We start from the raw sequence: 25,550 nt of genomic DNA, 5'->3' as shown, positions 1-25,550 counted from the left end.
CGTTCGGCGAGGTCGGCGACCTCGGCGACGGCATGGTCGGGCACGTGCGCGGCGATCGGGGCGGCCTGGTCAAGGGTCAACCGGCCCTGCCCCATCATCGCCACCACCGGCGCCAGACCCTCGACCCGTTCGGCGACGTGCACCAGCTGCGTTGCCTGCGTCGGGGACAGGCCGGTGTAGACCTGCAGCCAGTGCGCTGGGGAGCGGACCCCGTCACCGGCCCAGCCGCCGTCGGCGAGTAGTTCTGCGGTGAGGGTGACGAGTTCGGCCTGGACCTGCGCGAGCTGGCCGGCGAGTTGCCCGGCCTGTTCGGTGCGGTGGATCCACCGGTCGACTCTGTCCATGCTCTATCGTACACACGTACTAATACGGAATGCAAGAGCTGACTCGGAATTTGTTTGCGAGCGATCCCGAGGTGACTCAGGCTCGCGGACCCGTAGGTCGTGGAACGCGGAGCTACGCCTCCCCGACCCGACCCTGGTCCGCCTGTCCATTCCTGCTGTCAACGCTTCGTCTCCGGCACCACAGCTGCAGAACTCCCGCCAGTCACCGTTTCCGACGCCCCATGTCCCACCCCGTCCCTAGGCTGGCGCCATGATCACCACGCTGGCCGTCCACGGCTACCGCTCGCTGCGTGACCTCGTCATGCCACTGGCGCCGATGACCGTCATCACCGGCCCCAATGGCGCGGGCAAATCCAGCCTCTACCGGGCGCTGCGGCTGCTGGCGGCCACCGTCGAGGGTGGGGTGGTCGCACCGCTGGCGCGAGACGGCGGACTGGACCGTGTCCTGTGGGCTGGTCCCGAGAACATCTCCGGTGGCATGCGCAGCGGACACGTGCCCATCCATGGTGCCAGCAAGCGGTCCAAGCCGGTCAGCCTGATGCTTGGCTTCACCACTGACGACCTCGGCTACCTCGTCGACATCGGCCTGCCCGTGCCCGGGCAGAGCATCTTCATCCATGACCCGGTCATCAAGCGCGAAGAGATCTTCGTGCCGCCGCTGTTCCGTCCGGCGGGGGCACTGGTGCGACGCAAGGCCGGCACCGTGACAGTGCTCGGCGAACGCGGCGGCCGGCGGGTACTGGACGACCTGTCGCCGCGCACCAGCATGCTGGCCGAGGTCGCCGATCCCCTGGAGTACCCAGAACTGCGGCTGATGCGCCACACCGTGGCCTCGTGGCGTTTCTACGACAGCTTCCGCACCGACACCGACGCCCCGGCGCGGGGCAGTTGCCTCGGCACCTGGACCCCCGTACTCGCCCCCGACGGACACGACCTGGCCGCGGCCCTGGCCAGCATCGGCGAATCCGCCTGGGCCGAACCGCTGAACGCCGCCATCGACCAGGCCTTTCCTGACACCCGGGTGAGTGTCGCCCCGACCAGCGACGGGCGTTTCACCCTGGAGGCGCACCAACCCGGCATGCTGCGACCCTTGGGCCCCGCCGAACTCAGCGACGGCACCTTGCGGTTCCTGCTGCTGGCCGTCGCCCTGCTCAGCCCGGCCCCACCGAGCCTGCTGGTCCTCAATGAGCCCGAGACCAGCCTGCACCCGCACGCCCTGCCGGTCCTGGCCGCGCTGATTGCCCAGGTCGCCCAACGCACCCAGGTCATCATCGTGAGCCACGCGCCCGACCTGATCGGCCCCCTGGTCCAGGCCGGCGGGGACGATCGAGTGGTCCACCACCATCTGGTCAAGAACACCGGCGAAACCCTCGTCGAGGGCCGCGGGCTGCTGACCACCCCGACGTGGAACTGGGGCACGCGATAATTCTGAAAGAACTTCAGAGCTCGACAGGTCTTGCTTGGAAGTAGCAGGGGGTGCAGACTAGGGGGAAGCCAGTAACGAGGGCCGAAACCCAAGGATTCCTGAAGGTTTCCAAAACCTTGTTATCTGGGATGGCATGAATGGACAGGATCGGCCTAGTCTGGTCCGCAGGTCAGCAATGACCTCCACAAGCCTCGTGGTTGGTTCATCACCTTGGCGGGGATGAAATCGCGCTCAGCGCACCACGGGGGAGTGTGCGTGGCCCCTCTCTGAGGGGATGAGGGGCCACGCGCATCACCTTTTCCCACCTGACCTTCGAGGGCATTGTTGCCAGCGTCGGCAACGGGGATCGATCACTCGCCAAGCTCGCCGCCCCTGCTGCCTGAGCGGCGACACCAGGTCGTCATTCAGCCAACATGGCGCTCACCAGCGCCAGCGCACCAACTTTGTCCAACATCTGGTTGCCGTTGCCGCACTTGGGCGAGACCACACACGCCGGGCAGCCGGTCTCACACGGACAGCGGGCCAACCGCTCCCTGGTCGCTGCCAACCATGGCCTGGCCACGTCGAAGGCCCGCTCCGCGAACCCTGCCCCGCCGGGCGTCCCGTCGTGGACGAAGATGGTGCACTCCCCGGTGTCGGGATGCAAGGCCGTCGACAACCCGCCGATGTCCCACCGGTCGCAGGGGGCGAACACGCCCAGCAGGCCGATGGCTGTGTGCTCGGCGGCGTGGGCTGCCGCACCCAGGGCCAACCCCTCCAGCCCCGCCTCGGCACACACGCCGGCAGGAATCGTCCACCACATCGACCGTGTCGTCATCGCATGCTCGGGCAGGTCCAGCGGGGTCTGGTCCCACACCTGCCCGGTCCGTTCGTCACGTCTCAGGAAGCCGGTGACCTGGCTTGTCTGGCGGACATCGCCCAGGTGGACGACCACCCCGGCGTCCCCGAACGGTGCGGTGCGCCGGGTCCGGATGATCGTCAGGTCCTGGACCGAGACCGGCTGGGTCCAGTACGTCGGTCTGGCCGGGCGCACCAGCGCCTGGCACAGCTCCGGCAGGTACTCATCGACCAGCCACTGGTCGCCCTGGTGCAGGTAGACCGCCCCCTCATGGACCGTCCGGTCGGCCGCCGACGGGTCGACCTGACCGATGATGCGGCCAGTGCCGCCCTCGATCACCTGCACCGCAGCGCCAGTCATCGAGCGCAGGTTGATGCGGTCCACGGCCCGGTCGGGCCGGGTCCAGAACCACATCTGTCCGCGACGCCGCAGCACCCCCTGGCGCTCGGCCAGTTCGACCAGGGCCATCGCATCGGGTCCGAACCAGCGGCCGTCGGCGCGGGTCAGTGGCAGTTCCTGCGCGGCTGCCGCCAGGTGTGGACCCAGGACGTGCGGGTTCAACGGGAACAGCACGGTGCGCTCGATCGGGGCCTGCAGCACCAGCTCAGGGTGCTGCACCAGGTACTGGTCACGGGGGTCGTCACCGGCCAGCATCACCACCAGCGCATCACGATCGCGGCGCCCGGCCCGCCCGGCCTGCTGCCACAACGAGGCCATCGTCCCGGGAAAGCCGGCCACCAGCACCGCGTCCATGCCCGAGATGTCCACCCCCAGTTCCAACGCATTGGTGGCCGCGATCCCGGTGAGTTCACCCGACTGCAGCGCCGATTCCAGACCGCGGCGATCACCGGCCAGGTATCCCGACCGGTAGGCGGCGACCCTGGCGCCTGACGCCACTGCCTCCGACGTCCGGTTCGCCACCAGTTCGGACTGCGTCCGCGAGCCCACGAAGGTGATGGTCTGCCGGCCCTCGTCGACCAGTCGGGCCATCAGTTCGGCTGCGTCGACCGGCGCGCTGGCGCCGGGCTGCCACAACACCACGTCGCGGGCCGGACGCGGCGAGCCATCGACGTCGACCACCTCGACGTCGGGTTCGCCGATCAGCAACCCGCCCGTGGTCCCCGCGTCGGTGGCCGTCGCCGACGCCATCACGAACACCGGGTCGGCACCGTAGTGGGCGCACACCCGCCGGAGGCGCCGCAGCACCTGGGCCACGTGGGCCCCGAAGACGCCGCGATACCGGTGGGCCTCATCGACCACCACATACCGCAACGAGCCCAACAGCGCCGCCCAGCGGGTGTGCTGCGGCAGCACCGACAGGTGCACCATGTCCGGATTGCTGAGGACGAATTCGGCGTGGTCGCGCGCGAATCGGCGTTCGGCCTGGTCGGAGTCGCCGTCCAGGGTCGCGACCCGCCACCGGTCGGGCCCCAGCGCCCGGGCGGCCCGGTACTGGTCGTGGGCCAGTGCCTTGGTCGGTGACAGGTACAGCGCGGTGTGCGGCCGGGTCGTGGTGATGCGGTGGCGCCGGTCACTGACCGCGCGTCCCAGCGACGGCTCGGTGGACGCCGTCGCTGCCATGATCGGCAACAGGTAGGCCAGCGTCTTGCCCGACGCGGTCGAGGTGCAGATCGCGACATGCCGTCCGGCGTGGGCCAGTTCGGCCACCTCCACCTGGTGCGACCACGGCGCAGCAATGCCGGCGGCAGCGACCGACGCCCGGACGTCGTCGGGCAGCCAGGCTGGCCATTCGGCCACGGCGCCGACCCGCGCCGGTCGATGATCATGGTGGACGACACGCTGATCGCCGACCAACCACGGGGGAACACTCACCCGACCGAGCATGCCACGGCCCGCTGACACGCAGACGCCCCCGTCCGGCAGACTGGCTGTCATGACCGCCGCACCCCGTCCGCTGCTCGACGACGACGCCACCGCCCGACTCCGTGACGCACTCCACGGCATCGGCTACGACGTGGACTCCGTGCTGGAACGCATCGGCGAGGACGGCCAGCAGGGACTGATGCGCAACATCACCGTGCCGGCCGACATGGCCCTGGGCAGCGATGACGCCCTGGACGACGCCATCCGGCTGTGGCTGCTGCAGCGTCCGGTGCCGCAGGCCCGGCTGGCGAGGGTCTTCGACCTGGACACCTTGGTCGGCGCTGGCATCGTCCGCCTCGAGGCCGACCAGTTGCGGGCCGGCATTGACCTGCGCCCCTACGCCTCCCCCGACGACGGCGCCTCCGGGTGGCTGGTCAGCGACCTGACCCCGGGTCTGGACCACCAGCCGGTCCGGATGCGCGGGGACTACGTCCTCGGGGCCAGCCCCGCCTCCATCACCTTGGCCCAGATGGCGATGCGTCGTCCGGTCGACTCGGCGCTCGACCTGGGCACCGGCTGCGGCATCCAGTCGTTGCACCTGTCGCGCCACGCCCAGCGGGTGGTGGCCACCGACCTCAACCCCCGCGCCCTGCAACTGGCCTCCCTGACCGCCGGGCTCACCGGCATCAGCCTCGACCTGCGACTGGGCTCGCTCTACGACCCGGTGCCCGAACGATTCGACCTGATCGTCACCAACCCCCCGTACGTGATGAGCCCGCCGACCACCCGGCGACTCGTCTACCGCGAGGGCGGCTTCGTCGGCGACGGACTGGTCCGCGCCGTCGTCGAGGGCGCCACCGACCACCTGACCCCCGGCGGTTCGCTGCAGGTGCTCGGCAACTGGGCACTCACTGCCGACCAGCCCTGGCAGGAGCGTCTGGCCGGGTGGGCCCCCGCCGACGCCGACCTGTGGGCCATCGAGCGTGAACGGCTCGGCGTCCACGAGTACATCGAGATGTGGCTCACCGACGCGGGCCTGCACCAGACCCCACGGTGGCGCGAGGCCTACCGCGAGTGGCTGGACTACTTCGCCGAACTGGGCATCGTCGGTGTCGGCATGGGCTGGCTGGTGCTCACCCAATCGGGCCGCGACGACCCGGAACGCCGCTTCGAGGAATGGCCCTGGGCCGTCCAGCAACCGGTGGGGGAGGCCTACGCCCGCCACCAGGACGACCTGGGCACCAGCCGGCTGGACTGGGACACGTTGGCGGCCATCGAGTTCACCGTCGCCGACCACGTCGTCGAGGAGTCCACGGGCGCCCCCGGTGCCTCCGGACCCGAGCACATCGTCCTGCGCCAGAACAGCGGTCTGCGCCGCGCCATCGACGCTGGCACCGCGCTGGCGGCCGTCCTCGGCGCCTGCCAGGGCGACCTGCCGCTGGGCGTGATCCTGCCGGCCGTCGCGCAACTGCTCGAGGTGGACCCCGACGACCTGCGTCGCGAGCTGGAACCCAGGATTCGGGCGGCGATTCGCGACGGCTTCCTCGATCGTGAGACGGTGACCGCGAACGGCCGTGGCACGGTGCACGCTTGACAGGCCTCGGTAGCGTTCACTGAGTGCCGCGGCAACACTGCGGCGATTTCCCCCAACAGAAGGTGCTCCATGGCAGGCAAGCGGCTCGTGATCGTTGAGTCACCCACCAAGGCGACCAAGATCGCCAGCTACCTCGGCGACGACTACATCGTGGAGTCGAGCCGGGGGCACGTGCGTGACCTTCCCCGCAACGCTGCTGAAGTGCCCGCCAAGTACAAGGGTGAGAAGTGGGCACGCACCGGGGTGAACGTCGATGCCGACTTCGAGCCGCTGTACGTGGTCGATGCCGACAAGAAGGCCACCATGCGGCTGCTCAAGCAGCACCTGGCCGAAGCGGACGAACTGCTGCTGGCCACCGACGGTGACCGCGAGGGCGAGGCCATCGCGTGGCACCTGCTCAGCGAACTCAAGCCGAAGGTCCCCGCCAAGCGGATGGTCTTCCACGAGATCACCCGCGAGGCCATCACCGAGGCCGTCAAGCATCCCCGCGAACTCGACCTCGACCTGGTCGACGCCCAGGAGGCCCGCCGCATCCTCGACCGGCTCTACGGTTTCGAGGTCTCGCCGGTGCTGTGGAAGAAGGTCAAGCCCAAGCTGTCGGCCGGCCGGGTGCAGTCGGTCGCCATGCGTCTGGTCGTTGACCGCGAACGTGAGCGCATTGCCTTCACCAGCGCCAACTACTGGGACATGGACGCCGACCTCGAGTCCGAGGGCACGCGGTTCACGGCCCGGCTGACCGCCCTGGACGACGCCCGCGTCGCCACCGGCTCGGACTTCAGCCCGCAAGGGGTGCTGACCCGCAAGGGCGCCATCGCGCTGACCGAGACCACCGCCACCGCCCTGGCCGACGCTCTGGCCACCGCGGCCTTCGCCGTCGGCTCGGTCGAGTCCAAGGCCTACACCCGCCGGCCCTACGCCCCGTTCCGGACGACCACCCTGCAGCAGGACGCGGGCCGCAAGCTCGGCTTCAGCTCCGACACCACCATGCGGGTCGCCCAGCAGCTCTACGAGGGCGGCTACATCACCTACATGCGTACCGACTCGGTGAACCTGAGCTCGCAGGCGATCAGCGCCGCCCGTGCCCAGGCCGCCCAGCTCTACGGGGCCGGTTCGATTCCCGATCGTCCGCGGATGTACTCCTCCAAGGTCAAGAACGCCCAGGAGGCGCACGAGGCGATCCGTCCCGCCGGTGACTCCTTCCGGACCCCCGCCCAGACCGGCCTCACCGGCGACAAGTTCCGCCTCTACGAGCTGATCTGGCAGCGCACCATCGCCAGCCAGATGATCGACGCCCAGGGCAACACCCTGACCGTGCGCATCACCGCCACCCCGGATGCCCCCATCGACCTCGGTGAGCAGGTCGAGGTCAGCGTGGCGAACTTCACCGCCTCGGGTCGCACGATCACCGAGCCCGGCTTCCTGCGCGCCTACGTCGTTGCCGTCGACGAGGGGGACGCCGACGATGCCCAGGCCCGGCTGCCGCAGCTCTCGGCCCGGCAGACCCTCGACCTGCTCGAGCTGAAGCCGGCCGGACACGACACCAAGCCGCCCTCGCGCTACACCGAGCCGTCGCTGGTGGCGAAGCTGGAAGAGCTCGAGATCGGTCGTCCCTCGACCTACGCGTCGATCTTCCAGACCCTGATCAGTCGTGACTACGTCTGGAAGAAGGGCTCGGCGCTGGTGCCCAGTTGGCTCGCCTTCGCCGTCACCCGACTGCTGGAGGAGCACTTCCCCACCTTGGTCAACTACGACTTCACGGCCAAGCTCGAAGAAACCCTCGACGAGGTGGCCAAGGGCAATGCGAAGCGGCTCGACCTGCTCGGCGCCTTCTACTTCGGCGACACCGACCATTCGCTTGGCCAGGCCTTCAACGACTTCCGCGGACTGAAAGCGCTGGTCAGCGAGTTGGGCGAGATCGACGCCCGCGCCCTGTCCACCTTTGGTCTGGGCGACCTGGACGACAGTGGCATCGACGTGCGGGTCGGACGCTACGGCACCTACGTCGAGGACGGCGAGGGTCGCCGCGCCAACGTTCCCGACGACCTGCCGCCCGACGAACTGACCCGTGAGAAGGCCCAGGAGTTCCTGGAGCGGCCGATGGGTGAGGAGCGTGAACTGGGCCTCGACCCGCAGACCCATGCCCCGATCGTGGTGCGCAACGGCCGGTTCGGTCCCTACGTCACCGAGGTCCTCGACGAGGGTGACAAGACCAAGCCCCGCACCGGCAGCCTGTTCGCGTCGATGACCCCCGAGACGGTCACCCTCGAGGACGCGCTGAAGCTGATGAGCCTTCCACGAGTGGTCGGCGCCGACGACGACGGGGTCGAGATCACCACCCAGAACGGTCGTTACGGCCCGTACCTGAAGAAGGGGACCGACTCCCGTTCGCTGGCCAGCGAGGACCAGATCTTCGAGCTCACCCTCGATGAGGCCAAGGCCATCCTGGCCCAACCGAAGACCCGTGGACGCGCCGCTGCCGCACCCCCGCTGAAGGAGTTGGGCAATGATCCCGTCAGCGGGGCACCGATGGTGGTCAAGTCCGGCCGCTTCGGGCCCTACGTGACCGACGGTGAGTACAACGCCACCCTGCGCAAGGACGACTCCATCGAGGAGTTGACCGCCGAGCGTGCCGCCGAGCTATTGGCCGAGAAGCGCGCCAAGGGCCCGGCCAAGAAGTCCACCCGCAAGACGGCGGTCAAGAAGACGACGGCCAAGAAGACGACCGCCGCCAAGAAGACCACGGCGAAGAAGACGAGCACCGCCGCGACGAAGACGACCAAGAAGACGACGGCCAAGAAGACCACAGCCGCCAAGACCACGACGGCCAAGAGCACGACCGCGAGGACGACAGCGGCTGCGACCGCTGGGGCCTCGGGCACGGACGAGCAGTAGAGCGATGGCGCGCCGACGCAAGCTGTACTTCGAGTTGCCGTACTCGTTGGAGTCGCCGCGGCTGATCAACCCGGCTGTCGGCATCGACAGGGTCACCGTGCGCAGTGACGCGAGCTTCGAGATGGTGATCACCCTGCTCGACGCCCCCGACCAGCGGCTGCTGCGCAGCGGCGTCATGCTGGCGCACCGGGTCGTCGACGGGCTCGGCGACTGGTACCTGGATGCCCCCAACTGGCAGCCGTGGCTGCCGGCCGACCACTCCGAGCCGCTGGGCGCTGCCGGTGACCTGCCCGACGACCTGGCCGAACTGGTGCGTCCCTTCCGTCGCCGCGCCACCCTCGGACCGGTGGCGGCGGTCACCATCGTCCGCAACTCCTACTCGTTCAAGGACGCCGACGACGTCTCACTGGGCACCGTCCGCGACGAGCTGGTCACCATTCGCCGCAATGGGCTGACCACTGCCCGGTTCCGGGAGGTGACCCTGGTGCCGAGCCCGGCGATGACCGGGGCGCAACGTCGGTTCGTGGCGGACTCGCTGACGGCGGTCGGCGGCATCCAGGTCGACGCCTTCGCCGACATGGTGACCAGCCTCGGCCCCCCGGCCACCGGTTTGACCGACTTCCCCGCCCCGCGCGCGTGGGATGCCAGGGTGAGCCTGGAGACGTTCGTCTCGCAGGTCTTCGCCGCCCGACTGCAGGACCTGGTTCGCGCCGACCTGGCCCTGCGTGCCAGCGAACTGGCGCAGGCCCGCGCCGCCACCGACCCGGACGAGGCGGCGCCCCGTCCCGCCCCGGCGGACCGCAGCATCACGCCGTTGATCAGCGAACTCAGCACGCTGCGCCAGGTGGTGGCGAGCCTGTCCTCGGTGCTGGAACCCAGTTGGCGGGCCAGTCTGGAGAACGACCTGGCCGCCCTCATCGACCAGGGCGCCGATCGTCCGGTCAGGTCCCTGGACGAGCGCTACTACAGCGTGCTGGACAGGTTGATCGGCGCCGCCCGGGCACCGCAGCTGGGCGACCTGAGCAATCGGCAGGCGGCACCGGTGCTGCGCCAACAGCTCGAGGCCGGCATGCGGATCCTGATGGACCGGTGCCAGAAGTTGCGTCCTGACAGTCCCGACGAGGCCTGGGAGGCGGCGCTGACCGCGACCGGCCATCTGCTCGCCACCACCCAGGGGCTGGGCATCCTGTTCGGGAAGCTGTCCCGCAAACTGGCCAAACAGTTGCGCAAGCTGCAGCGACTGCTGGAGCCGACGCAGCGCGTCGATGACTGGCCTGGCGACGACGTGATGTCCGGGTGGACCCCGGCGGCGGCCTTCGAAGCCGGCCGCGAACTGCAGCGCGCCGGTGACGCCCGCGACGGGGCGCGCCGGCAGTTCGTCGACGAGTGGCCCGGTCTGCGGCTGCGGATCGTGGCGTTGAAGGCGCTGGTATGAGCGGGGTGTTTGTCGTCTTCGAGGGTGGCGACGGTGCCGGGAAGTCGACCCAGGTGCGGCTGCTGGCCGGCTGGTTGGCCGAGCAGTCCATCGCCCACCGGGTGACCCGGGAGCCGGGGGACACGTGGCTGGGTGGGCACCTGCGTCACCTGCTGCTCGACCCCGCTTCGGGGCCGATCTCGCCGCGCGCCGAGGCCCTGGTCTACGCCGCCGACAAGGCCCAGCACGTCGACGAGGTGGTGATTCCGGCGCTGACTGCCGGCGAGGTGGTGATCTGCGACCGCTACGTCGACTCCACGTTGGCCTACCAGGGGGCAGGTCGCCGGGTGGACCTGGCCGAACTGGAGCACGTCGCGCGCTGGGCCACCCGTGACCTGCGCCCCGACCTGACCGTGGTGCTGGACGTCGACCCCGACGTGGCGGTGCACACCAAGGCCGACCCCGACCGCCTCGAGAGCGCCGGCCAGGAGTTCCACCGCAACGTGCGCCGGCTGTTCCTTGACCTGGCCGAGCGTGACCCCGACCGTTACCTGGTGCTGCCCGGACGTGAGCCGCGCGACCAGTTGGCCGCCCGGGTGCGGACGCGGCTGCGTCCCCTGCTGGGGGCAGGCTGAGGCCCCGGGGGCCGAGCCCGCAGCACATGTCAGTGGGGGATGTCAGGATGGAACGCGACGCGGGGCACATCGACAGGGGCGGGCAGTGATGGCAACAGTCTGGGACGACCTGGTGGGTCAGGCCGATGTGGTCGCCACCCTGAAGAGGGCCGTGGACGCCAGCCATTCCGGTGCCGGCCACGCCATGACCCATGCCTGGCTGTTCACCGGCCCACCGGGGTCGGGACGATCGAATGCGGCCCGAGCCTTCGCGGCCGCCCTGCAGTGCCCCCGCCACGGCTGCGGCCAGTGCACCGACTGCCGCACCGCCCTGTCGGGGGCGCACCCGGACGTGAAGCTGGTCCGCACCGAAAAGTTGTCGATCGGCGTCGACGAGGTGCGTGACCTGGTCCGCGACGCCTCGATGAGTCCGATGGGCGGGCGCTACCAGATCATCGTCGTCGAGGACGCCGACCGGGTCACCGACCGCGGCGCCGACGCCCTGCTGAAGGCCATCGAGGAACCCTCACCGCGCACCGTGTGGATCCTGTGCGCACCGAACCCGGACGAGGTGGTGGTCACCATCCGGTCACGGACGCGGCACCTGGCCCTGGCGACGCCCACCGACCAGGCCGTGGCCGACCTGCTGGTGCGCCGCGACGGCGTCGACGTGGTGATGGCGACCTATGCGGCGCGCGCAGCCCAGGGCCACATCGGCCGGGCCCGGGCACTGGCCCGCGACGAGTCCGCACGTGACCGTCGACGCCGGGTGCTGGAGATTCCCGGCCAGCTCACCTCGATCGGTGCCTGCCTGACTGCGGCCGAGAACCTGGTCAAGGCCAGCGCGGACGAGGCCGCTGCCGCCACCGCCGAGATCGACGTCAAGGAGACCGCGGCGCTGTCCGAGGCCCTGGGCGTGGGGACCAAGGGGGCCCGCCCCAAGAACGCGGCCGCGGCGCTCAAGGCGCTGGAGGACCAGCAGAAGGCCCGCGCCAAACGGCTCCAGCGCGACTCCCTCGATCGGGTGCTGACCGAACTCACCACCTGGTACCGCGACGTGCTGGGCGTCCAGACCGGTGCGTTGGGGCTGGACCTGCCCAGCGAGACCGGTGGCGGACCGCACCTGATCAATGCCGAGCAGAGCCAGCAGGTGGCCCGGGCGGCGCGCGGCTCCAGCCCGGAACAGACCCTGCGACGGATCGACGCGATCCTGGCGACCCGCGAGGCGCTGGAGCAGAACGTCACCCCGCTGATCGCCATGGAATCGTTGATGGTGAGCCTGGCCGACCCCCGCTGAACCCCCGCCGAGGCGGTGCCGGCAGCCGCCGACCGTGCGTGTCCGCCACGGGTCGGCTCCCCGGGAGTGTTTGAATGGGCGTCGAGCTGACGGTCACGAGAGGAGCTCCGATGAGCCAGGAACATCCGGTCAATCCGGAGCAGCGCCGCGACGACGAGCAGCGCCGCGACGACGAGCAGCGGCGTGAGCACCAGCACGTCGATGGGCAGCAGGGCCAGACCCCCCACGACGAGACCACCCACGACGAGATCCGGCAGGACGAGACCCGGCAGGGTGCGCAGCAGGGCAACGATGATCCCACCCAGCAGTTCGACGGGGTGCACGACGCTGACCCGCACGATTCCGAACCGACCCAGGTCTTCGACCCGGTGACCGACGCGGAACCCACCCAGCAGTTCCAGCCCCAGCCGAACGACCCGGAGCCGACGATGGCGCTGCCGGTGGCCCAGACCTACTCCCGTCCGCCGGTCTTCAGCCCCAAGGGCTTCGAACAGCCCGGGGACGCCGCGAACCAGGACGCCGCACAGCAGGAATCCCTCGAGGATCGCGAGGAGCGGCTGGCACGGGAACAGGCCGAGGCCGACGCCCGCGCCCGCGACGTGGAGGACGAGAACGTGCGACGCCGCGAGGCCGCCGAGGCTGCCCGCCGACGATCCCTGGGCACCATCACCCCCGACGAGGGGGCCGGCCCGGAGCGTCCGCTGCCGCCGCGTCGTTCCACGGACAAGTGGTTCGGTTCGCTGGGGCTGTTCGTGCTGCGGCTGGTGCTGGCCGCCATCCTGGCCATTCGGGGCTACCAGATGATCACCGACATTCCCGCCACCCGCGACCTGCTCGACCAGATCGGCATGCCCTACCTGGAGTACCTGCCGTGGGCGCTGGCCATTGCCCATGGCCTGGCAGCCCTGGGTCTGGTCTTCGGACTGGGGGTGCGCGTCATTGGCGTGTGCGTGGCAGCCCTGGCCGGGTGCGCCCTGGCCCTGGTGAAGTGGGGCACCGTCGAGATCTTCCAGTCCGACCTGCCAGGTTTCGTGGGCGAACTCGAGGTACTGGTCGCCGCAGTCGGGTTCGCCCTGCTCACCCTGGGCAGCGGCGGCTGGGGCATGGACGCCAGCTGGCGCCACAACCGCTGGCGCGACAAGTACGGCACCGAATAGTCACCTACGGCTGGTAGCGGCCGCGCGTCATCGGCGCGCGGCGCCTGCTACGTCGTCGTCGACCCGACTGCGCGACGATCCCGGCGACGCTGCCGGATGGTGGCGACGGCCCGCTTCCGGGCCCGGATCATGGCGCGAAGTTCATCGACTTCCTCGGGGTGACCGTGGAACCGACGGGCGCTGAAGAACAGCAGCACCAACGCGATCACGCACGACAGGGCCAGCGTGACACCGACGGTGCGGCCACCGATGAGCCACCACTGTTCCGGTGCCGGCCACCACGACGGGGCAGGTGGCTGGACCAGCCACAGCACCCCGAACCCGCCCACGCACAGGGCACCCAGGGTGGAGGCCGCGATCCGCAGCCGGGTCTCGACGCCCTCGGCCGCGCCCTGCATCGCCTGCAACTTGACGGGGCGCAGCAGGTAACGGGCCCACCGGTGGTGCCGCGACAGCAGGTAGATGCCGGCGAACAGCAGCAACATGCCTGGTCCGGGCAGGAACAGAGCTGCCACACCGGCCACCACCAGCAACCAGCCCAGGCAGAGCACCGCGACGTGGGCAAGGATCCTCACGGTGGACGTCTTCGTCACGGTCGCTGGACCCCTTCCGGCTGGCGATGTCGGTTCGGCCAGTATGCCAGCGCCCGCGCACAGCCCCCGCATGGTGTGCCTCGCGGCATTGCGCGGCTCAGTAGGGTGTCTGCATGATCCGGGTGATGGCTGTCACGTTCGAGCGACACGGCCAACTGCACTACCTGCGCGCCGAGGCGGGGGACTACGCCGTCGGCGACCAGGTGCTGTACCCGACCATTGCCGGCCCCGAGGTTGCCCAGGTCATCTGGGCCCCCGAGCCGTCCAGTGACGATGTCAGTGACTTCCCGGAGTGCCTCGGGCATGCCACCGCCGCGGACCTGCAGCGCGACACCGCCAACCGCGCCGCCCGCGCCAAGGCGCGCATCGCTGCCAAGCGTCTGGCGGCCGCCCACGACCTCGACCTCAAGGTCGTCGCCGTCGACCTGGTCGACCGCGGTCCCGACCCGCTGACCGCCATCTACTACACGGCCCCCGACCGGGTGGACTTCCGAGCCCTGGTGCCCGAACTGGCCCGCACCCTGGGCTCACGCATTGACATGCGCCAGATCGGTGCCCGGGACGCCGCCTCGGTCGTCGGCGGCATTGGCTCGTGCGGACGCGAGCTGTGCTGCTCCACCTTCTTGAAGAAGGTCGAGCCCGTCTCGCTGCGGCTGGCCCGCGACCAGAATCTGCCCAACAACCCGCTGCAGATCAGCGGCGCCTGCGGGAAGCTGATGTGCTGCCTGAAGTACGAGCATCCGCTCTACGTTGACTTCGCCCAGCGTGCCCCCCGCGTCGGCGATGATGTGCAGACCGACCAGGGCCGCGGCACCGTCATCGGGCACTCGGTGCCCACCGACTCGGTCGTGGTCCGGCAGAGCAGCGGCGAGGTGCGCCGCTGCCCCCTGGAGTCGGTGTGCCCGTCCAGCCAGGCCCGCAAACAGCGCACCAAGAAATTGGCCAAAGACCGCTCTCAGGAGATGTGATGCGACGTCCACTCAGCATGATCGCCACCGCGATGGCCGTGGCCGTGGTGGCCAGCGGCTGCACCCTGCTGGGTGTCGGCCCGTGGGGCAACGACCAGACCGACGCGCAGACCCAGGTCCAACAGACCCAGCAGCCGACCGAGCAGCCGAGCACGCAGCAGTCCTCCAGCCAGCCCCGGTCCACCGACGCGCCGGCCACGATCGACCCCAATGACGTGCCGGTGGCCTCCTATGACAAGTCCAAGCACGCGGTGTGGCCCAATGCGCCGACGGCTCCCGACCGCCGCCAGGTGGCGTCCAGTGCGACCCCGGAGGGCTTCGCCAACCCGCCCGCCGGTCAGGGCATGGACCGCTACCTGAACCAGCGGATCACCTGGGCCGACTGCCAGGGCGGCATGCAGTGCGGCACCGTCCTGGTGCCGCTCGACTGGGACCAGGTCGATGGTCAGGCCATCACCTTGAAGATGAAGAAGCGTCCGGCCAGCGGCGACAAGCAGGGCACCATGTTCATCAACCCCGGTGGGCCCGGCGGGTCGGGCCAGGACTACGTCGACGGCTTTGATGCCTCCGGCTTCCCCGGCTACGACATCATTGGCTGGGACACCCGCGGGGCCGGTGCCTCCACCCCGGTCGTGTGCGCCAGCAACGAGCAGATGGACAAGTACAACGCGGCCGACATCTCCCCCGACGACGACCAGGAGTTCAACGCCCTCGGGAACGCCCAGAAGGAGTTCGCCGACTGGTGCCGCGAGAAGTCCGGTGGCCTGCTCGACCACATCTCCACCATTGACACCGTCCGCGACCTCGACTACCTGCGCCACCTGGCGGGCGACCAGCACCTAACCTATCTCGGCGTCTCCTACGGCACGTTCATCGGCTCGGTCTATGCCGAGTTGTACCCCAAGCGGGCCGGACGACTGGTGCTCGACTCGGCGGTGAACATCACCGACAAGGAGACCGTCATCCAGGCCATGGGCTTCGACCTGGCCCTGAAGGAGTTCGGCGCCTGGTGCGCCAAGAACTCCGAATGCCCCTACGGTGACAGCCAGGATGCGGTGGTCAAGAACCTCAGCGACTGGTTCGCCGACCTGGACCAGAACCCGATCAAGGGTGCCACCCAGACCCTGACCCAGAACGACGGGGTGCTGGGCGTGGCCTCGTTCCTGTACTCCGGTGAGCAGGCCTACGAGTCGCTGATGAACTCGTTGCGCTTCGCCCGCGAGGGCAACGAGCCGCGCTTCCTGCTGCTCGCCGCCGGCTGGCTGAAGGGCAAGGACGAGAACGGCAACTACGGTTCGCTGGCGTTCAGCTTCCCGGCCATCGCCTGCGCGGACTCCACCGACGAGGGGGCCGCCGAGGTCCGTCCGGACTGGGACAAGGCCAAGAAGCTTGCCCCGATCTTCGGCACCTACATGGGCCCCGGCATGCAGTGCACCTACTGGACCGCCAAGCCGATGGACCAGTTGAAGCTCACCGGCACTGGCGCGCCGCCGATCCTGGTGCTGGGGGCCACCGGCGACCCGGCGACCCCCTACGAACAGGCCCAGTGGATGGCAGAGCAACTCGACTCGGGCGTGCTGGTGACCTGGAAGGGTGCCGGCCACGGGGTCTACTCCCTGGGCAATGAGTGCGCCAAGAAGGCTGTCCAGGACTTCGTGAACAAGAACACGGTGCCCGCCGACGGGCTGACCTGCTGACCCTAGGGAAGGTCCGCCAGGAAGGTGCGCAGCGCGGCCAAACCCTCGGGCCGGGGGGTGAAGTGGGCCCAGCGTCCCCGCATCTGCCGGTGCACGAGACCGGCGTTGACGAGCTTGGTGAGGTGGTGGGACAGGGTCGGCTGGCTGACGCCGAACACCTCAGGCAGGTGACAGGCGCACACGCTCGAGCAGCAATTGGCCGCGATGTGATGGAAGATGCGGAGCCGCACCGGGTCGGACAGCGCCTTCGCGACGGCCGCCAGGTCCTCGGCAGCAGCAACCGGAATCGTCTGGGTCGCCGGAGCGCAGGAGTCAATCCCGTCCCCGAGGACGGGCTCGATTGTCGGCATCATGGGCCCAGCCTACGCGATCGTATTGACAAACGTCGATGTCACAGAGGATGCTCAAAGCATTGATGCCCGTCGATATGAACTGCTGGAGGATTCCATGCCCGCCATCCGCATCTTCGAACCCGCGCTGTGCTGCAACACCGGGGTCTGTGGCCCGGAACTCGACCAGGAACTCGTGACGTTCACCGCGGACGTGAACGCGCTCCAGGAGCAGGGGGTGGACGTGCAGCGCGCGAACCTCGCCAGCGATCCGGCACTGTTCGCCCAGAACCCGGTCGTGGTCACCTTCCTGCAGGCCGCCGGCTCTGAGGGACTGCCGCTGACCCTGGTTGACGACGTCACCGTGCTCACCGGTCGCCACCCCAGCCGCCAGGAACTGTTGCGCTATGCCGGGCAGCCTGAGCAGGGGGAGCGCGCCGAACTCCCGGTCGTCACCAGCGGCTGCTGCGGGGGCGGGACCGCGACTGGCTCCTCCGGTTGCTGCTGACGGCAAATCGCACCACCACACCGCTGCCCAGCACACCGAAAGAGCCCGTGATGACCGCCTTCCTGCAGCACCCGCCCCGACACTTCTTCTTCACCGGCAAGGGCGGCGTCGGCAAGACCACGATCGCCTGCGCCACCGCCGTCCACCTGGCCCACCAGGGCAGGCGGGTGCTGCTGGTGAGCACCGACCCGGCCAGCAACGTGGGACAGGTGTTCAGCACCGCCATCGGCAATCGGATCACCCCGATCACCAGCGTTCCCGGACTCGACGGGCTGGAGATCGACCCTGACCAGGCCGCCGAGGACTACCGCAACAGGATCATCGACCCGGTCAGGGCGATTCTTCCGGCCAAGGAGATCGCGACGATCACCGAACAACTGTCCGGCTCCTGCACCACCGAGATCGCCTCGTTCAACGAGTTCACCGACCTGCTGGCCAATCCCGAGGCCACCGCCGACTATGACCACGTCATCTTCGACACCGCTCCCACCGGTCACACCATCCGCCTGCTGCAACTGCCGGGCAGTTGGACCGACTACCTCGACGCCGGCAAGGGTGACGCCTCCTGCCTCGGCCCGATGGCCGGCCTGGAGAAGAACCGCGCCACCTACCGCAGCGCTGTCGACGCGCTCACCGATCCCACCTCCACCCGCCTGGTGCTGGTCGCCCGGGCCCAGTCGTCGAGTCTGGACGAGGTGGCCCGCACCTTGGGCGAACTCGCCGAACTCGACATCTTCGCCTCGTACCTGGTCGTCAACGGGGTCCTGCCGCCCGGGAGCGAGGACGGGCTGCACGGTGCGATCCGCGCCCGCGAGCAGGCTGCGCTGGCGTCGATGCCGACCAGTCTTGCCCAGTTGCCGCGCGATGAGATCACCCTGAAGCGGGACAACATGGTGGGGCTGGAGGCACTCGCCAGTCTGTTCGGCCCCGACGCGAGCAGCACCGACCAGAACGTGACCAGCGATGTTTTCGGCGCTCTGCCCGCGCTGTCAGAGCAGATCGAGGAGTTGGCGGCCGCCGACCATGGACTGGTGATGACCATGGGCAAGGGCGGGGTCGGCAAGACCACCGTCGCCGCCGCCATCGCCGTCGCCCTGGCGCGCAAGGGCAAGAAGGTGCTGCTCACCACCACCGACCCCGCAGCCCATCTGGCCACCACGCTCGACGGCGACATCGACGGTCTGGAGGTCAGCGCCATCGACCCCGAACAGGCCACCCGCGCCTATCGCGACCACGTCATGGCCACCAAGGGGGCCAGTCTCGACGACGCCGGTCGTGCGGCGCTTGCCGAGGACCTGCTCAGCCCCTGCACCGAAGAGATCGCCGTCTTCCAGCAGTTCAGTCGCGCCGTCAACCGCGCCCGGCATCAGTTTGTCGTGATGGACACCGCCCCCACCGGACACACCCTGCTGTTGATGGACGCCACCGGTTCCTACCACCGCGACATCACCCGCCACCTCGATGAGGCCCAGCAGGGCCGCGTCACCACGCCGCTGATGCGCCTCCAGGACCCGGATCACACCAAGATCCTGGTGGTCACCCTGCCCGAGACCACCCCGATCCTCGAGGCCCAGGGCCTGGTCGCCGACCTCGAGCGTGCCGACATCCATCCGTGGGGCTGGGTCGTGAACAACTCCCTGGCGGCTGCCCGCCCCACCAGCCCGCTGCTGGCGACCCGGGCACGAGCCGAGCAGCACCAGATCGAGGCCGTCACCGCCCAGGCACCGCGGTTGGCGGTGATCCCCACCCAGACTCGTGAGCCCGTCGGCGCGGACCGGCTGGCTGCCCTGGCCACCTGAGGTTGCCTGCCGTCTGGCTCGCCATTGACGCAGGTACGGTTGACATCTCAGTTTGGCTCAACAATCATTGAGTCAATGAATATTGACGAGGTGCGGGATCTGGAACGGCGCGTGGCCGTCCATGCGGCGCTGGCCGACCGTGCGCGGCTGCGCATCGTGGACGTGCTGCGCTGGGGTGATGCCTCTCCCTCGGAACTCGCCGAGTTGCTGGCCATTCCGTCCAACCTTCTCGCCCACCACCTGAACGTTCTCGAGGGTGCAGCAATCGTGGCCCGCGTCCGTTCCGAGGGGGACGGACGTCGCGCCTACGTGCAGCTCACCGCGGCTGCGTTGGATGAGTCGGTCACGGTTCCGCTGCGCGCCGTGCCCCGGCTGCTGTTCCTGTGCACCGCCAACTCCGCCCGCTCGCACCTCGCCACTGCGCTGTGGCGACGCTCGAGTGAGGTACCGGCTGTCTCGGCAGGCACCCATCCAGCTGATCGCATCCACCCCGGTGCCATCGCCGCCGCGCAGCGGCACGGTCTCGACCTGCCCGCCATCCGCCCCCAGAATGTCGACACGGTCCGCGCCCCCGACGACCTGGTCGTCACCGTGTGCGACCGCGCCCACGAGGAGCTGGACTTTCCCGTCGACGTCCACTGGTCGATCCCGGACCCGGTGCGTTCGGCTACCCCCGAGGCGTTCGACGACGCGCTTGACGCCCTGAGCCGCCGTGTCAGCGCCCTGTCCACACGATTGACCCTCGCCGGCGCTCGTCGTGCCGGGGCCCACCCCTGACCGAGTCAGCCCGTCCCACCCAGCCCCACCCCATCCAAGGAGCAACCCGTGTCCGATCGTCCCAGTGTCTTGTTCGTCTGCGTCCACAACGCCGGCCGGTCCCAGATGGCCGCGGCCTGGCTCTCCCACCTCGCCGGTGACCAGGTCGAGGTTCGCTCGGCAGGGTCCGCCCCCGCCGACCGGGTCAACCCAGCCGCGGTGCAGGCGATGGCCGAGGTCGGCATCGATATCGCCGCCCAGACCCCCAAGGTCCTGACGACCGACGCGGTGAAGGAATCGGACGTGGTCATCACCATGGGTTGTGGCGACGCCTGCCCGATCTTCCCGGGCAAGCGCTACGAGGACTGGAAGCTGGAGGATCCAGCGGGCAAGGACGTCGAAGGAGTTCGGCCCGTCCGGGATGAGATCAAGGCGCGCGTCGAGGACCTCATTGCCAGCCTCGTCGCCACCCCGACCTCAACGCGCGATCATGGATGAGCGGCGGTCACTGCCGGGTCTGGTGAACCCCGATCGGGAGCTGCACACGATCACCGCCGAATTGTCCACCCGCTTTCAGGGGATCTTCGGGCCCGAGATGGTGGAGCGCTACGTCGCCGAGTCCTACACCGCACTGGCCCGAACGGCCAAGGTCACGGTGCACCTGCCCAACCTGACCGCCCGCTTCGCCCGCGACCGTCTCACGGCGCTGGCCCAGACGCGCGGGGCGCTTCCCCACGACGTCCCCGAGGTGCTGTTCGTCTGCGTCCAGAACGCCGGCCGTTCTCAGATGGCCGCGGCCCTGCTGGCGCACCGGGCGAGGGGGAGGGTCCACGTCCGCTCTGCCGGATCGGCGCCGGCCGTTGCCATTCACGACTCCGCCGTCACGGCGCTGGCCGAGCTCGGCATCGACCTGTCCCAGGAATTCCCCAAGCCGCTCACTGACGACGTCGTGCGGGCCGCGGATGCCGTGATCACGATGGGCTGCGGCGACGCCTGTCCGATCTACCCCGGCAAGCGTTACGAGGACTGGGAGATCGAGGATCCCGCCGACGTCTCCCTCGAGGAGGCGCGGCGGATCAGGGACGAGATTGACGCCCGCATTGAACGGCTCCTGGCCGAGCTGCTGAGCGAGACCTGATCCCCAGCGAGTACGACCCGCAGGGCGAGCTGCGGGTCGGGAGGGTGCGGAGCACGCGCCAGGAGGCGGTATAGTCATCCCGGCCGGGTTCGTCCCGGCAGGCCGTCTTAGCTCAGTCGGTAGAGCGGCGCTCTCGTAAAGCGCAGGCCACGGGTTCGATTCCCGTAGACGGCTCCACCCCCTCGGTTAGGCTCACACCATGCTCGCCATGCTCTCGCTCGTCGTGCCGTGCCACAACGAGGCCGCTTCCCTGGAGCGGCTCTACGAGGAGACCTTGGCAGCCACCGCCGGCCTGAGCCGCGAGTTCGAACTGATCCTGGTCAACGATGGTTCGCGTGATGCCACCCTCGAGATTGCCCGAGGTCTGGCCGCCCATGACGTCAGGGTGCGGGTGATCTCCTTCAGCCGCAACTTCGGCAAGGAGGCAGCGATGCTGGCCGGGCTGCGCGCCAGTCGCGGCGACGCGGTCGCGATCATGGACGCCGACCTGCAGCACCCGCCGCAGTTGTTGCGTGACATGGTCGCCGTGTTGCTGCAGGGCGAGGCCGACCAGGTCGTGGCCCGACGGTCCCGCTCGGGCGATTCCGCGATCCGCACCTGGTTCTCCAAGGCCTACTACCGACTGGTCAACGGCCTGGTCGACGTCGAGTTGACCGACGGCGTCGGGGACTTCCGGGTGCTGAGCCGTCGGGCGGTCGAGTCGTTGCTGGAACTCGGCGAGCAGAACCGGTTCTCCAAGGGACTGTTCAGCTGGATCGGCTACCCGACCACCGTGATCAGCTACGAGAACGTGCTACGCGATGCCGGCGAGTCGTCGTGGACCTTCCGGTCATTGGTGAACTACGGACTGGACGGAGTGCTCAGCTTCAACCAGAAGCCGCTGCGCTTCGTTTTCGGGATCGGGGTCTTCGCGATCCTGGTCTCCGTGGCGCACCTGGTGTGGCTGCTGGTCGGCTTCCTCCGCCAAGGGGTTCAGACCCCGGGCTACCTGACCACGATCGCCGCCGTCACCATGTTCAGCGGCGTGCAACTGATCAGCCTGGCCATCATCGCGGAGTACATCGGACGGATCTACCTCGAGGTCAAGGGCCGTCCGCACTACATCATCGCCGAGTCCGTGAACGACCACGGCCAGAACCTGGCCCGTCCTGGCATCACCCCGGTCGACTCCGCGGCCCTGGACTCGGTGCCGCTGAGCCGTGACGCCATCGTCGAAGGGGTCCGGCGGGACCAGCACCGTGCCTGACCCCGGACGCTGCGTGATGACCGGCATCGTCCGGGGCCCCACCCGACGCCAACAGACCAGGAGACGATTCGATGAGTGAGAGCCGGCGCGCCTACCCCCTCTCGCGCCAGGTCTCGGTGGTCATCGACCGGATGCCGCCCCGACTGGCCGGCATCGCCCGCCGGCCCGTCGTGGGCCAGGTTGTCCGCTTCGGGCTGGTCGGGGTCGCCAACACCGGCGTCTACTACGGGCTGTACCGGCTGCTGCTGGCCACCACGATGCCCTACGTGGCCGCGCACCTGGTCGCCTGGGCAGCGTCGGTGGTGTTCAGCTACTTCGCGAACTGCTGGTTCACCTACCGGGTCGCGCCGAGCTGGCGCAGCTTCGTCGCGTTCCCGGCCACCACCCTGGTCAACGTCGCCTTCACCACCCTCGGGTCGGTGCTGCTGGTCAGCCTGTTCAGCGCCGACACCCGCTACATCACCCTGGTGATGGGCATCCTGGCGATCCCCTTCACCTTTCTGATCACCCGGATGGTGCTGGTCGGGCGCGACCCGGACGCCCCGGTTCGTGACTGGGCCGGGCTGGGACGCACCCTGGCCGCACCTGCCAGCGCCGCGCTGGGCGCCGTCGTGGCCAACGTGCTCATTGCCCGGGCGCTGGGACTGACCCCCTTCGGAGAGATCGGCCGCGGCATCGGCGACTACGGCCCCCAGTACCTGCCCTTCCACCTCTACCTGCACGACGTGTTGAGCGGCCATGCCCTGGGTGATGCTGCCTTCACCTGGCAGGGGGCGGCCGGCACCGGATTCCTGGCGGAGTACGCCACCTACCTGGGGGGCCCGTTCACGCTGCTGGTGGCGCTGCTGCCGCTGCGCTGGATGGACCTGGCGATCCTGGCGGTGTCCCTGCTGCGGGTCGGCCTGGCCGCCGGCGCCATGATGGCCCTGCTGCAGTTGCTGCGCCCCCGCGCCCCGAAACTGGCCGGTGTCGCCCTGGCGGTCGGCTACGGCACCTCGTCGTGGGTGATCCAGCTCGGCATGACCACCCCGCAGTGGCTGGACGGCCTGCTGGCCTTCCCGCTGATGTGCATCGCCGGCGTGCTGACGGTGCGCCACCGGGCGGTGGTGGCCCCCGTCGCCCTGGTCGCGCTGGGCTGGTGGTCGAACTACTACTCGGCGATGATGGCCAGCATCGGCGCCGCCATCTTCCTGGTGGTCTGGCTGGTCGCCACCCGCGGGCCGCTGCTGCGCGGGCTGGCGGGCTTCGCGCTGCGCGGCGGGCTCGGGGTCGGCACCGCCTGGTGGCTGCTGTGGCCTTCGCTGCAGGCGGTCCGCCACGCCGCCGCCGCCCCCTCGACCCTGAACCGGGTGACACCCGACGAGATCACGCTGCGGCTGTTCGGCTTCACCGCCGGCATCGACTTTCCCCCCATGCTGTTCGCGGGTTCGCTGCTGCTGGTGGCCGCCGCCGCAGTGCTGCTGGCCCCGGCCCTGGGGTGGCGCGCCCGCATCGCCTGGTGCGCGCTGGCGGTGGTCGCGGTGACCTCCCTGCAGTGGAAGCCCGCGATCCAGGTGTTCAATGGCGGTGACACGCCCAACGGCAATGCCCACCGCTGGAGCTTCGTCATCGTCGGGCTGCTGGTGGTGGTCGGCTGGCATGCCTTCACCGAAGCCGCCGCCGAGCCCGCCGAGGCCGCTGAGCCGGGCCTCCACCGGCCCGCCGAGCACCCCAGCGGATGGCTCACCAGGACCCAGCTGCTGCTGGCCCTGGTCGTGGTCTCGCTGCTGGTCTGGCATGCCGGCGGCACCGACGCCGACCTCACCCACGTCACCCATGCGCGATGGTGGCTCGGGCCCTACGTCACCATCGCGGCCCTGTTTCTGTACGGACTGCTGCCCCGCAGGCGTCCCGGGTGGCGCTGGACCGGTCAGGTCATCCTGATCTTCGGGGTGGTCGTCGAACTGGTCTGGTCCGGCATCATCGTCACCCCCCACTCGCGCCACACGTACGGCGTCAGCGACCCGTACGTGAAGGCGTGGGGCGGCGAACGCCAGCAGTCCCGGGCCGTCCTGGCTGCTGCCGACTGGCCCAACTACCGCACCGGCAACCCGCTGAACAGCCCCCAGCCGCGCTGGAACACGGCCAACGCCCCATTGCGGTTGGGCCTGCCCGGTGTCTCCATGTACGCCTCGACGCTGCCCGCCGACCTGGAGACGACGCTGCGTGACTACGGGTTGTGGGCCGGCGGCCGCCAGATCTATGACCAGCCCGGCCTGCTCACCGACGTGCTGCTCTCGCTGCGCGCCCGCTGGGACCACGGCAGCGGCTCGGTCGCCGTCACCCCCGTGATGCCGATGGTGCGCACGCTCACCTCGCCGGCGGCGGCAGCCGACGACCCCGTGGCCACCTGGGCCTCGCTGTTCAACACGGCCGTGGTCAGTGCTCCCACGCTCGACCTGGCCTGGGACGACGGGGAAGTGCCCACCATCAGCAGCGACGCCGTGGTGGCCTCGCGACCGGGACACACACTGGTCTACCGGGTCACCTGCCGCGCCGGCAGCCCCAGTTTCCGCACCCCCAACCTGGCCGGACGGGCGACCTGGGTCGACAGCGCTGCCGGGCAGCGGGTGGTCGGCTCCCAGGGACAGTTCATCGACGACCTGGCGCCGGCCGGGCAGCCCATTGAGCTGAGCCACCTGTCGCGGGACACCAAGTACACCCCGCTTGGTCTGGCCCTGTGCATCGACCATGAGGCGCTGGCCGCCGAAGTGGCGGCAACCAGCCCGCCCCTGACCACCGCCGAGGGGCGCCGGATCACGGCGCGGTTCACCCGGCCGCAGACCGGGCAGGTGGTCATTGCCACCACCTCCCAGCCGGCCTGGGAATGCCGGGCCGACGGGCGTCCCGTCGAGACCGCCAGCCGCGGGGGACTGCTCGCGGTGCCCGTCCAGGACGCCACGGAGGTGTCCTGCGTGTACCGAACCCCCGGACTGGGGTTCGGCATCATCGGCAGCCTGCTGGCGATGCTGGCGACCATCGCGCTGACCGTGCTGTCGGCTCGGCGGCCCACTGAGGCGACCCCGCCATCGGTCGGCTGAGCCGGCTTTGTACAGTGAGGACGACGTGAGTGGGAA

At 69.6% G+C, this 25,550-nt stretch carries 20 protein-coding genes and 1 tRNA gene; 17 read left to right on the top strand and 4 right to left on the bottom strand.

The window, feature by feature from the left end; genetic code table 11:
- Window positions 1–344, bottom strand: a 344-nt coding sequence (locus IPV09_RS08150; RefSeq protein ID WP_207474747.1) for a DUF222 domain-containing protein, incomplete at its 3' end; no start/stop codon positions are given.
- A gap of 250 nt (window positions 345–594) precedes the next feature.
- Here IPV09_RS08150 and IPV09_RS08145 point away from each other — a divergent pair.
- The gene (locus IPV09_RS08145; protein WP_207474746.1) at window positions 595–1,770 is read left to right on the top strand and encodes an AAA family ATPase; all 1,176 of its coding nucleotides are present in this window, start codon (window positions 595–597) and stop codon (window positions 1,768–1,770) included.
- Window positions 1,771–2,170: 400 nt separating this feature from the next.
- On the opposite strand, the gene IPV09_RS08140 is transcribed toward IPV09_RS08145, so the two are convergent.
- The gene (locus IPV09_RS08140; RefSeq protein WP_207474752.1) at window positions 2,171–4,453 is read right to left on the bottom strand and encodes a DEAD/DEAH box helicase; all 2,283 of its coding nucleotides are present in this window, start codon (window positions 4,451–4,453) and stop codon (window positions 2,171–2,173) included.
- 49 nt (window positions 4,454–4,502) lie between these two features.
- Between IPV09_RS08140 and IPV09_RS08135 the strand changes: the two genes are divergently transcribed.
- The 6 genes from IPV09_RS08135 to IPV09_RS08110 all read left to right on the top strand — a co-directional run bounded on the left by IPV09_RS08135 (window position 4,503) and on the right by IPV09_RS08110 (window position 13,400).
- Complete coding sequence (locus IPV09_RS08135; RefSeq protein WP_207474745.1) at window positions 4,503–6,026, top strand: methyltransferase; 1,524 nt, start codon at window positions 4,503–4,505, stop codon at window positions 6,024–6,026.
- Between the two features lie 69 nt (window positions 6,027–6,095).
- Window positions 6,096–8,918, top strand: a complete 2,823-nt coding sequence (gene topA / locus IPV09_RS08130) for a type I DNA topoisomerase (protein WP_207474744.1) — start codon at window positions 6,096–6,098, stop codon at window positions 8,916–8,918.
- Window positions 8,919–8,922: 4 nt separating this feature from the next.
- Window positions 8,923–10,353 carry a hypothetical protein gene (locus IPV09_RS08125; RefSeq protein ID WP_207474743.1) on the top strand — a complete coding sequence of 477 codons (1,431 nt, stop codon included), beginning with the start codon at window positions 8,923–8,925 and terminating at the stop codon, window positions 10,351–10,353.
- The gene (tmk, locus tag IPV09_RS08120) at window positions 10,350–10,967 is read left to right on the top strand and encodes a dTMP kinase (protein WP_207474742.1); all 618 of its coding nucleotides are present in this window, start codon (window positions 10,350–10,352) and stop codon (window positions 10,965–10,967) included. Before IPV09_RS08125 ends, tmk begins: the two co-directional genes overlap by 4 nt.
- An 88-nt stretch (window positions 10,968–11,055) precedes the next feature.
- Window positions 11,056–12,243, top strand: coding sequence for a DNA polymerase III subunit delta' (locus tag IPV09_RS08115; protein WP_207474741.1), 1,188 nt, complete (start codon window positions 11,056–11,058; stop codon window positions 12,241–12,243).
- Window positions 12,244–12,353: 110 nt separating this feature from the next.
- Complete coding sequence (locus tag IPV09_RS08110; protein ID WP_207474740.1) at window positions 12,354–13,400, top strand: DoxX family membrane protein; 1,047 nt, start codon at window positions 12,354–12,356, stop codon at window positions 13,398–13,400.
- Window positions 13,401–13,447: 47 nt separating this feature from the next.
- Here the strand turns inward: IPV09_RS08110 and IPV09_RS08105 are convergent, their stop codons facing one another.
- Window positions 13,448–13,975: a PGPGW domain-containing protein gene (locus IPV09_RS08105; protein WP_370590258.1), complete on the bottom strand. Its 528-nt coding sequence runs from the start codon at window positions 13,973–13,975 to the stop codon at window positions 13,448–13,450.
- 143 nt (window positions 13,976–14,118) lie between these two features.
- On the opposite strand from IPV09_RS08105, the gene IPV09_RS08100 reads away from it, so the two are divergent.
- On the top strand, window positions 14,119–14,961 hold the full coding sequence (locus IPV09_RS08100; protein ID WP_242681382.1) for a regulatory iron-sulfur-containing complex subunit RicT: 843 nt from the start codon (window positions 14,119–14,121) through the stop codon (window positions 14,959–14,961).
- Entirely contained in the window at window positions 14,961–16,658 is a 1,698-nt protein-coding gene (locus IPV09_RS08095; protein WP_207474737.1) for an alpha/beta hydrolase, read from the top strand. Before IPV09_RS08100 ends, IPV09_RS08095 begins: the two co-directional genes overlap by 1 nt.
- A gap of 2 nt (window positions 16,659–16,660) precedes the next feature.
- Here IPV09_RS08095 and IPV09_RS08090 read toward each other — a convergent pair whose 3' ends face one another.
- Window positions 16,661–17,011, bottom strand: coding sequence for a helix-turn-helix transcriptional regulator (locus IPV09_RS08090; protein ID WP_242681381.1), 351 nt, complete (start codon window positions 17,009–17,011; stop codon window positions 16,661–16,663).
- A gap of 94 nt (window positions 17,012–17,105) precedes the next feature.
- Here IPV09_RS08090 and arsD point away from each other — a divergent pair, with 94 nt between their 5' ends.
- The 8 genes from arsD to IPV09_RS08050 all read left to right on the top strand — a co-directional run bounded on the left by arsD (window position 17,106) and on the right by IPV09_RS08050 (window position 25,514).
- Entirely contained in the window at window positions 17,106–17,495 is a 390-nt protein-coding gene (gene arsD / locus IPV09_RS08085) for an arsenite efflux transporter metallochaperone ArsD (protein WP_207474736.1), read from the top strand.
- 50 nt (window positions 17,496–17,545) lie between these two features.
- Complete coding sequence (gene arsA, locus IPV09_RS08080; RefSeq protein ID WP_207474735.1) at window positions 17,546–19,294, top strand: arsenical pump-driving ATPase; 1,749 nt, start codon at window positions 17,546–17,548, stop codon at window positions 19,292–19,294.
- A 75-nt stretch (window positions 19,295–19,369) separates the two neighbouring features.
- Window positions 19,370–20,071, top strand: coding sequence for a helix-turn-helix domain-containing protein (locus tag IPV09_RS08075; protein WP_207474734.1), 702 nt, complete (start codon window positions 19,370–19,372; stop codon window positions 20,069–20,071).
- Between the two features lie 48 nt (window positions 20,072–20,119).
- A complete protein-coding gene (locus tag IPV09_RS08070; protein WP_207474733.1) occupies window positions 20,120–20,548 on the top strand; it encodes an arsenate reductase ArsC in 429 nt (142 codons plus the stop codon).
- Window positions 20,541–21,188 carry an arsenate reductase ArsC gene (locus tag IPV09_RS08065; RefSeq protein WP_242681380.1) on the top strand — a complete coding sequence of 216 codons (648 nt, stop codon included), beginning with the start codon at window positions 20,541–20,543 and terminating at the stop codon, window positions 21,186–21,188. The genes IPV09_RS08070 and IPV09_RS08065 overlap by 8 nt, the downstream gene beginning before the upstream one ends.
- A gap of 101 nt (window positions 21,189–21,289) precedes the next feature.
- Window positions 21,290–21,365 (top strand) — tRNA-Thr (locus IPV09_RS08060).
- 22 nt (window positions 21,366–21,387) lie between these two features.
- A complete protein-coding gene (locus tag IPV09_RS08055; RefSeq protein WP_207474732.1) occupies window positions 21,388–22,434 on the top strand; it encodes a glycosyltransferase family 2 protein in 1,047 nt (348 codons plus the stop codon).
- A gap of 71 nt (window positions 22,435–22,505) precedes the next feature.
- Window positions 22,506–25,514: a GtrA family protein gene (locus IPV09_RS08050; RefSeq protein WP_207474731.1), complete on the top strand. Its 3,009-nt coding sequence runs from the start codon at window positions 22,506–22,508 to the stop codon at window positions 25,512–25,514.
- The last annotated feature ends 36 nt before the right edge of the window (window positions 25,515–25,550 follow it).

Origin of the sequence: Tessaracoccus sp. SD287 (assembly GCF_017355265.1) — a bacterium.
Taxonomy (GTDB): Bacteria; Actinomycetota; Actinomycetes; order Propionibacteriales; family Propionibacteriaceae; genus Aestuariimicrobium.
Note: the sequence above shows the minus strand (reverse complement) of the source record. Positions and strands in the feature narration are given on the sequence as shown.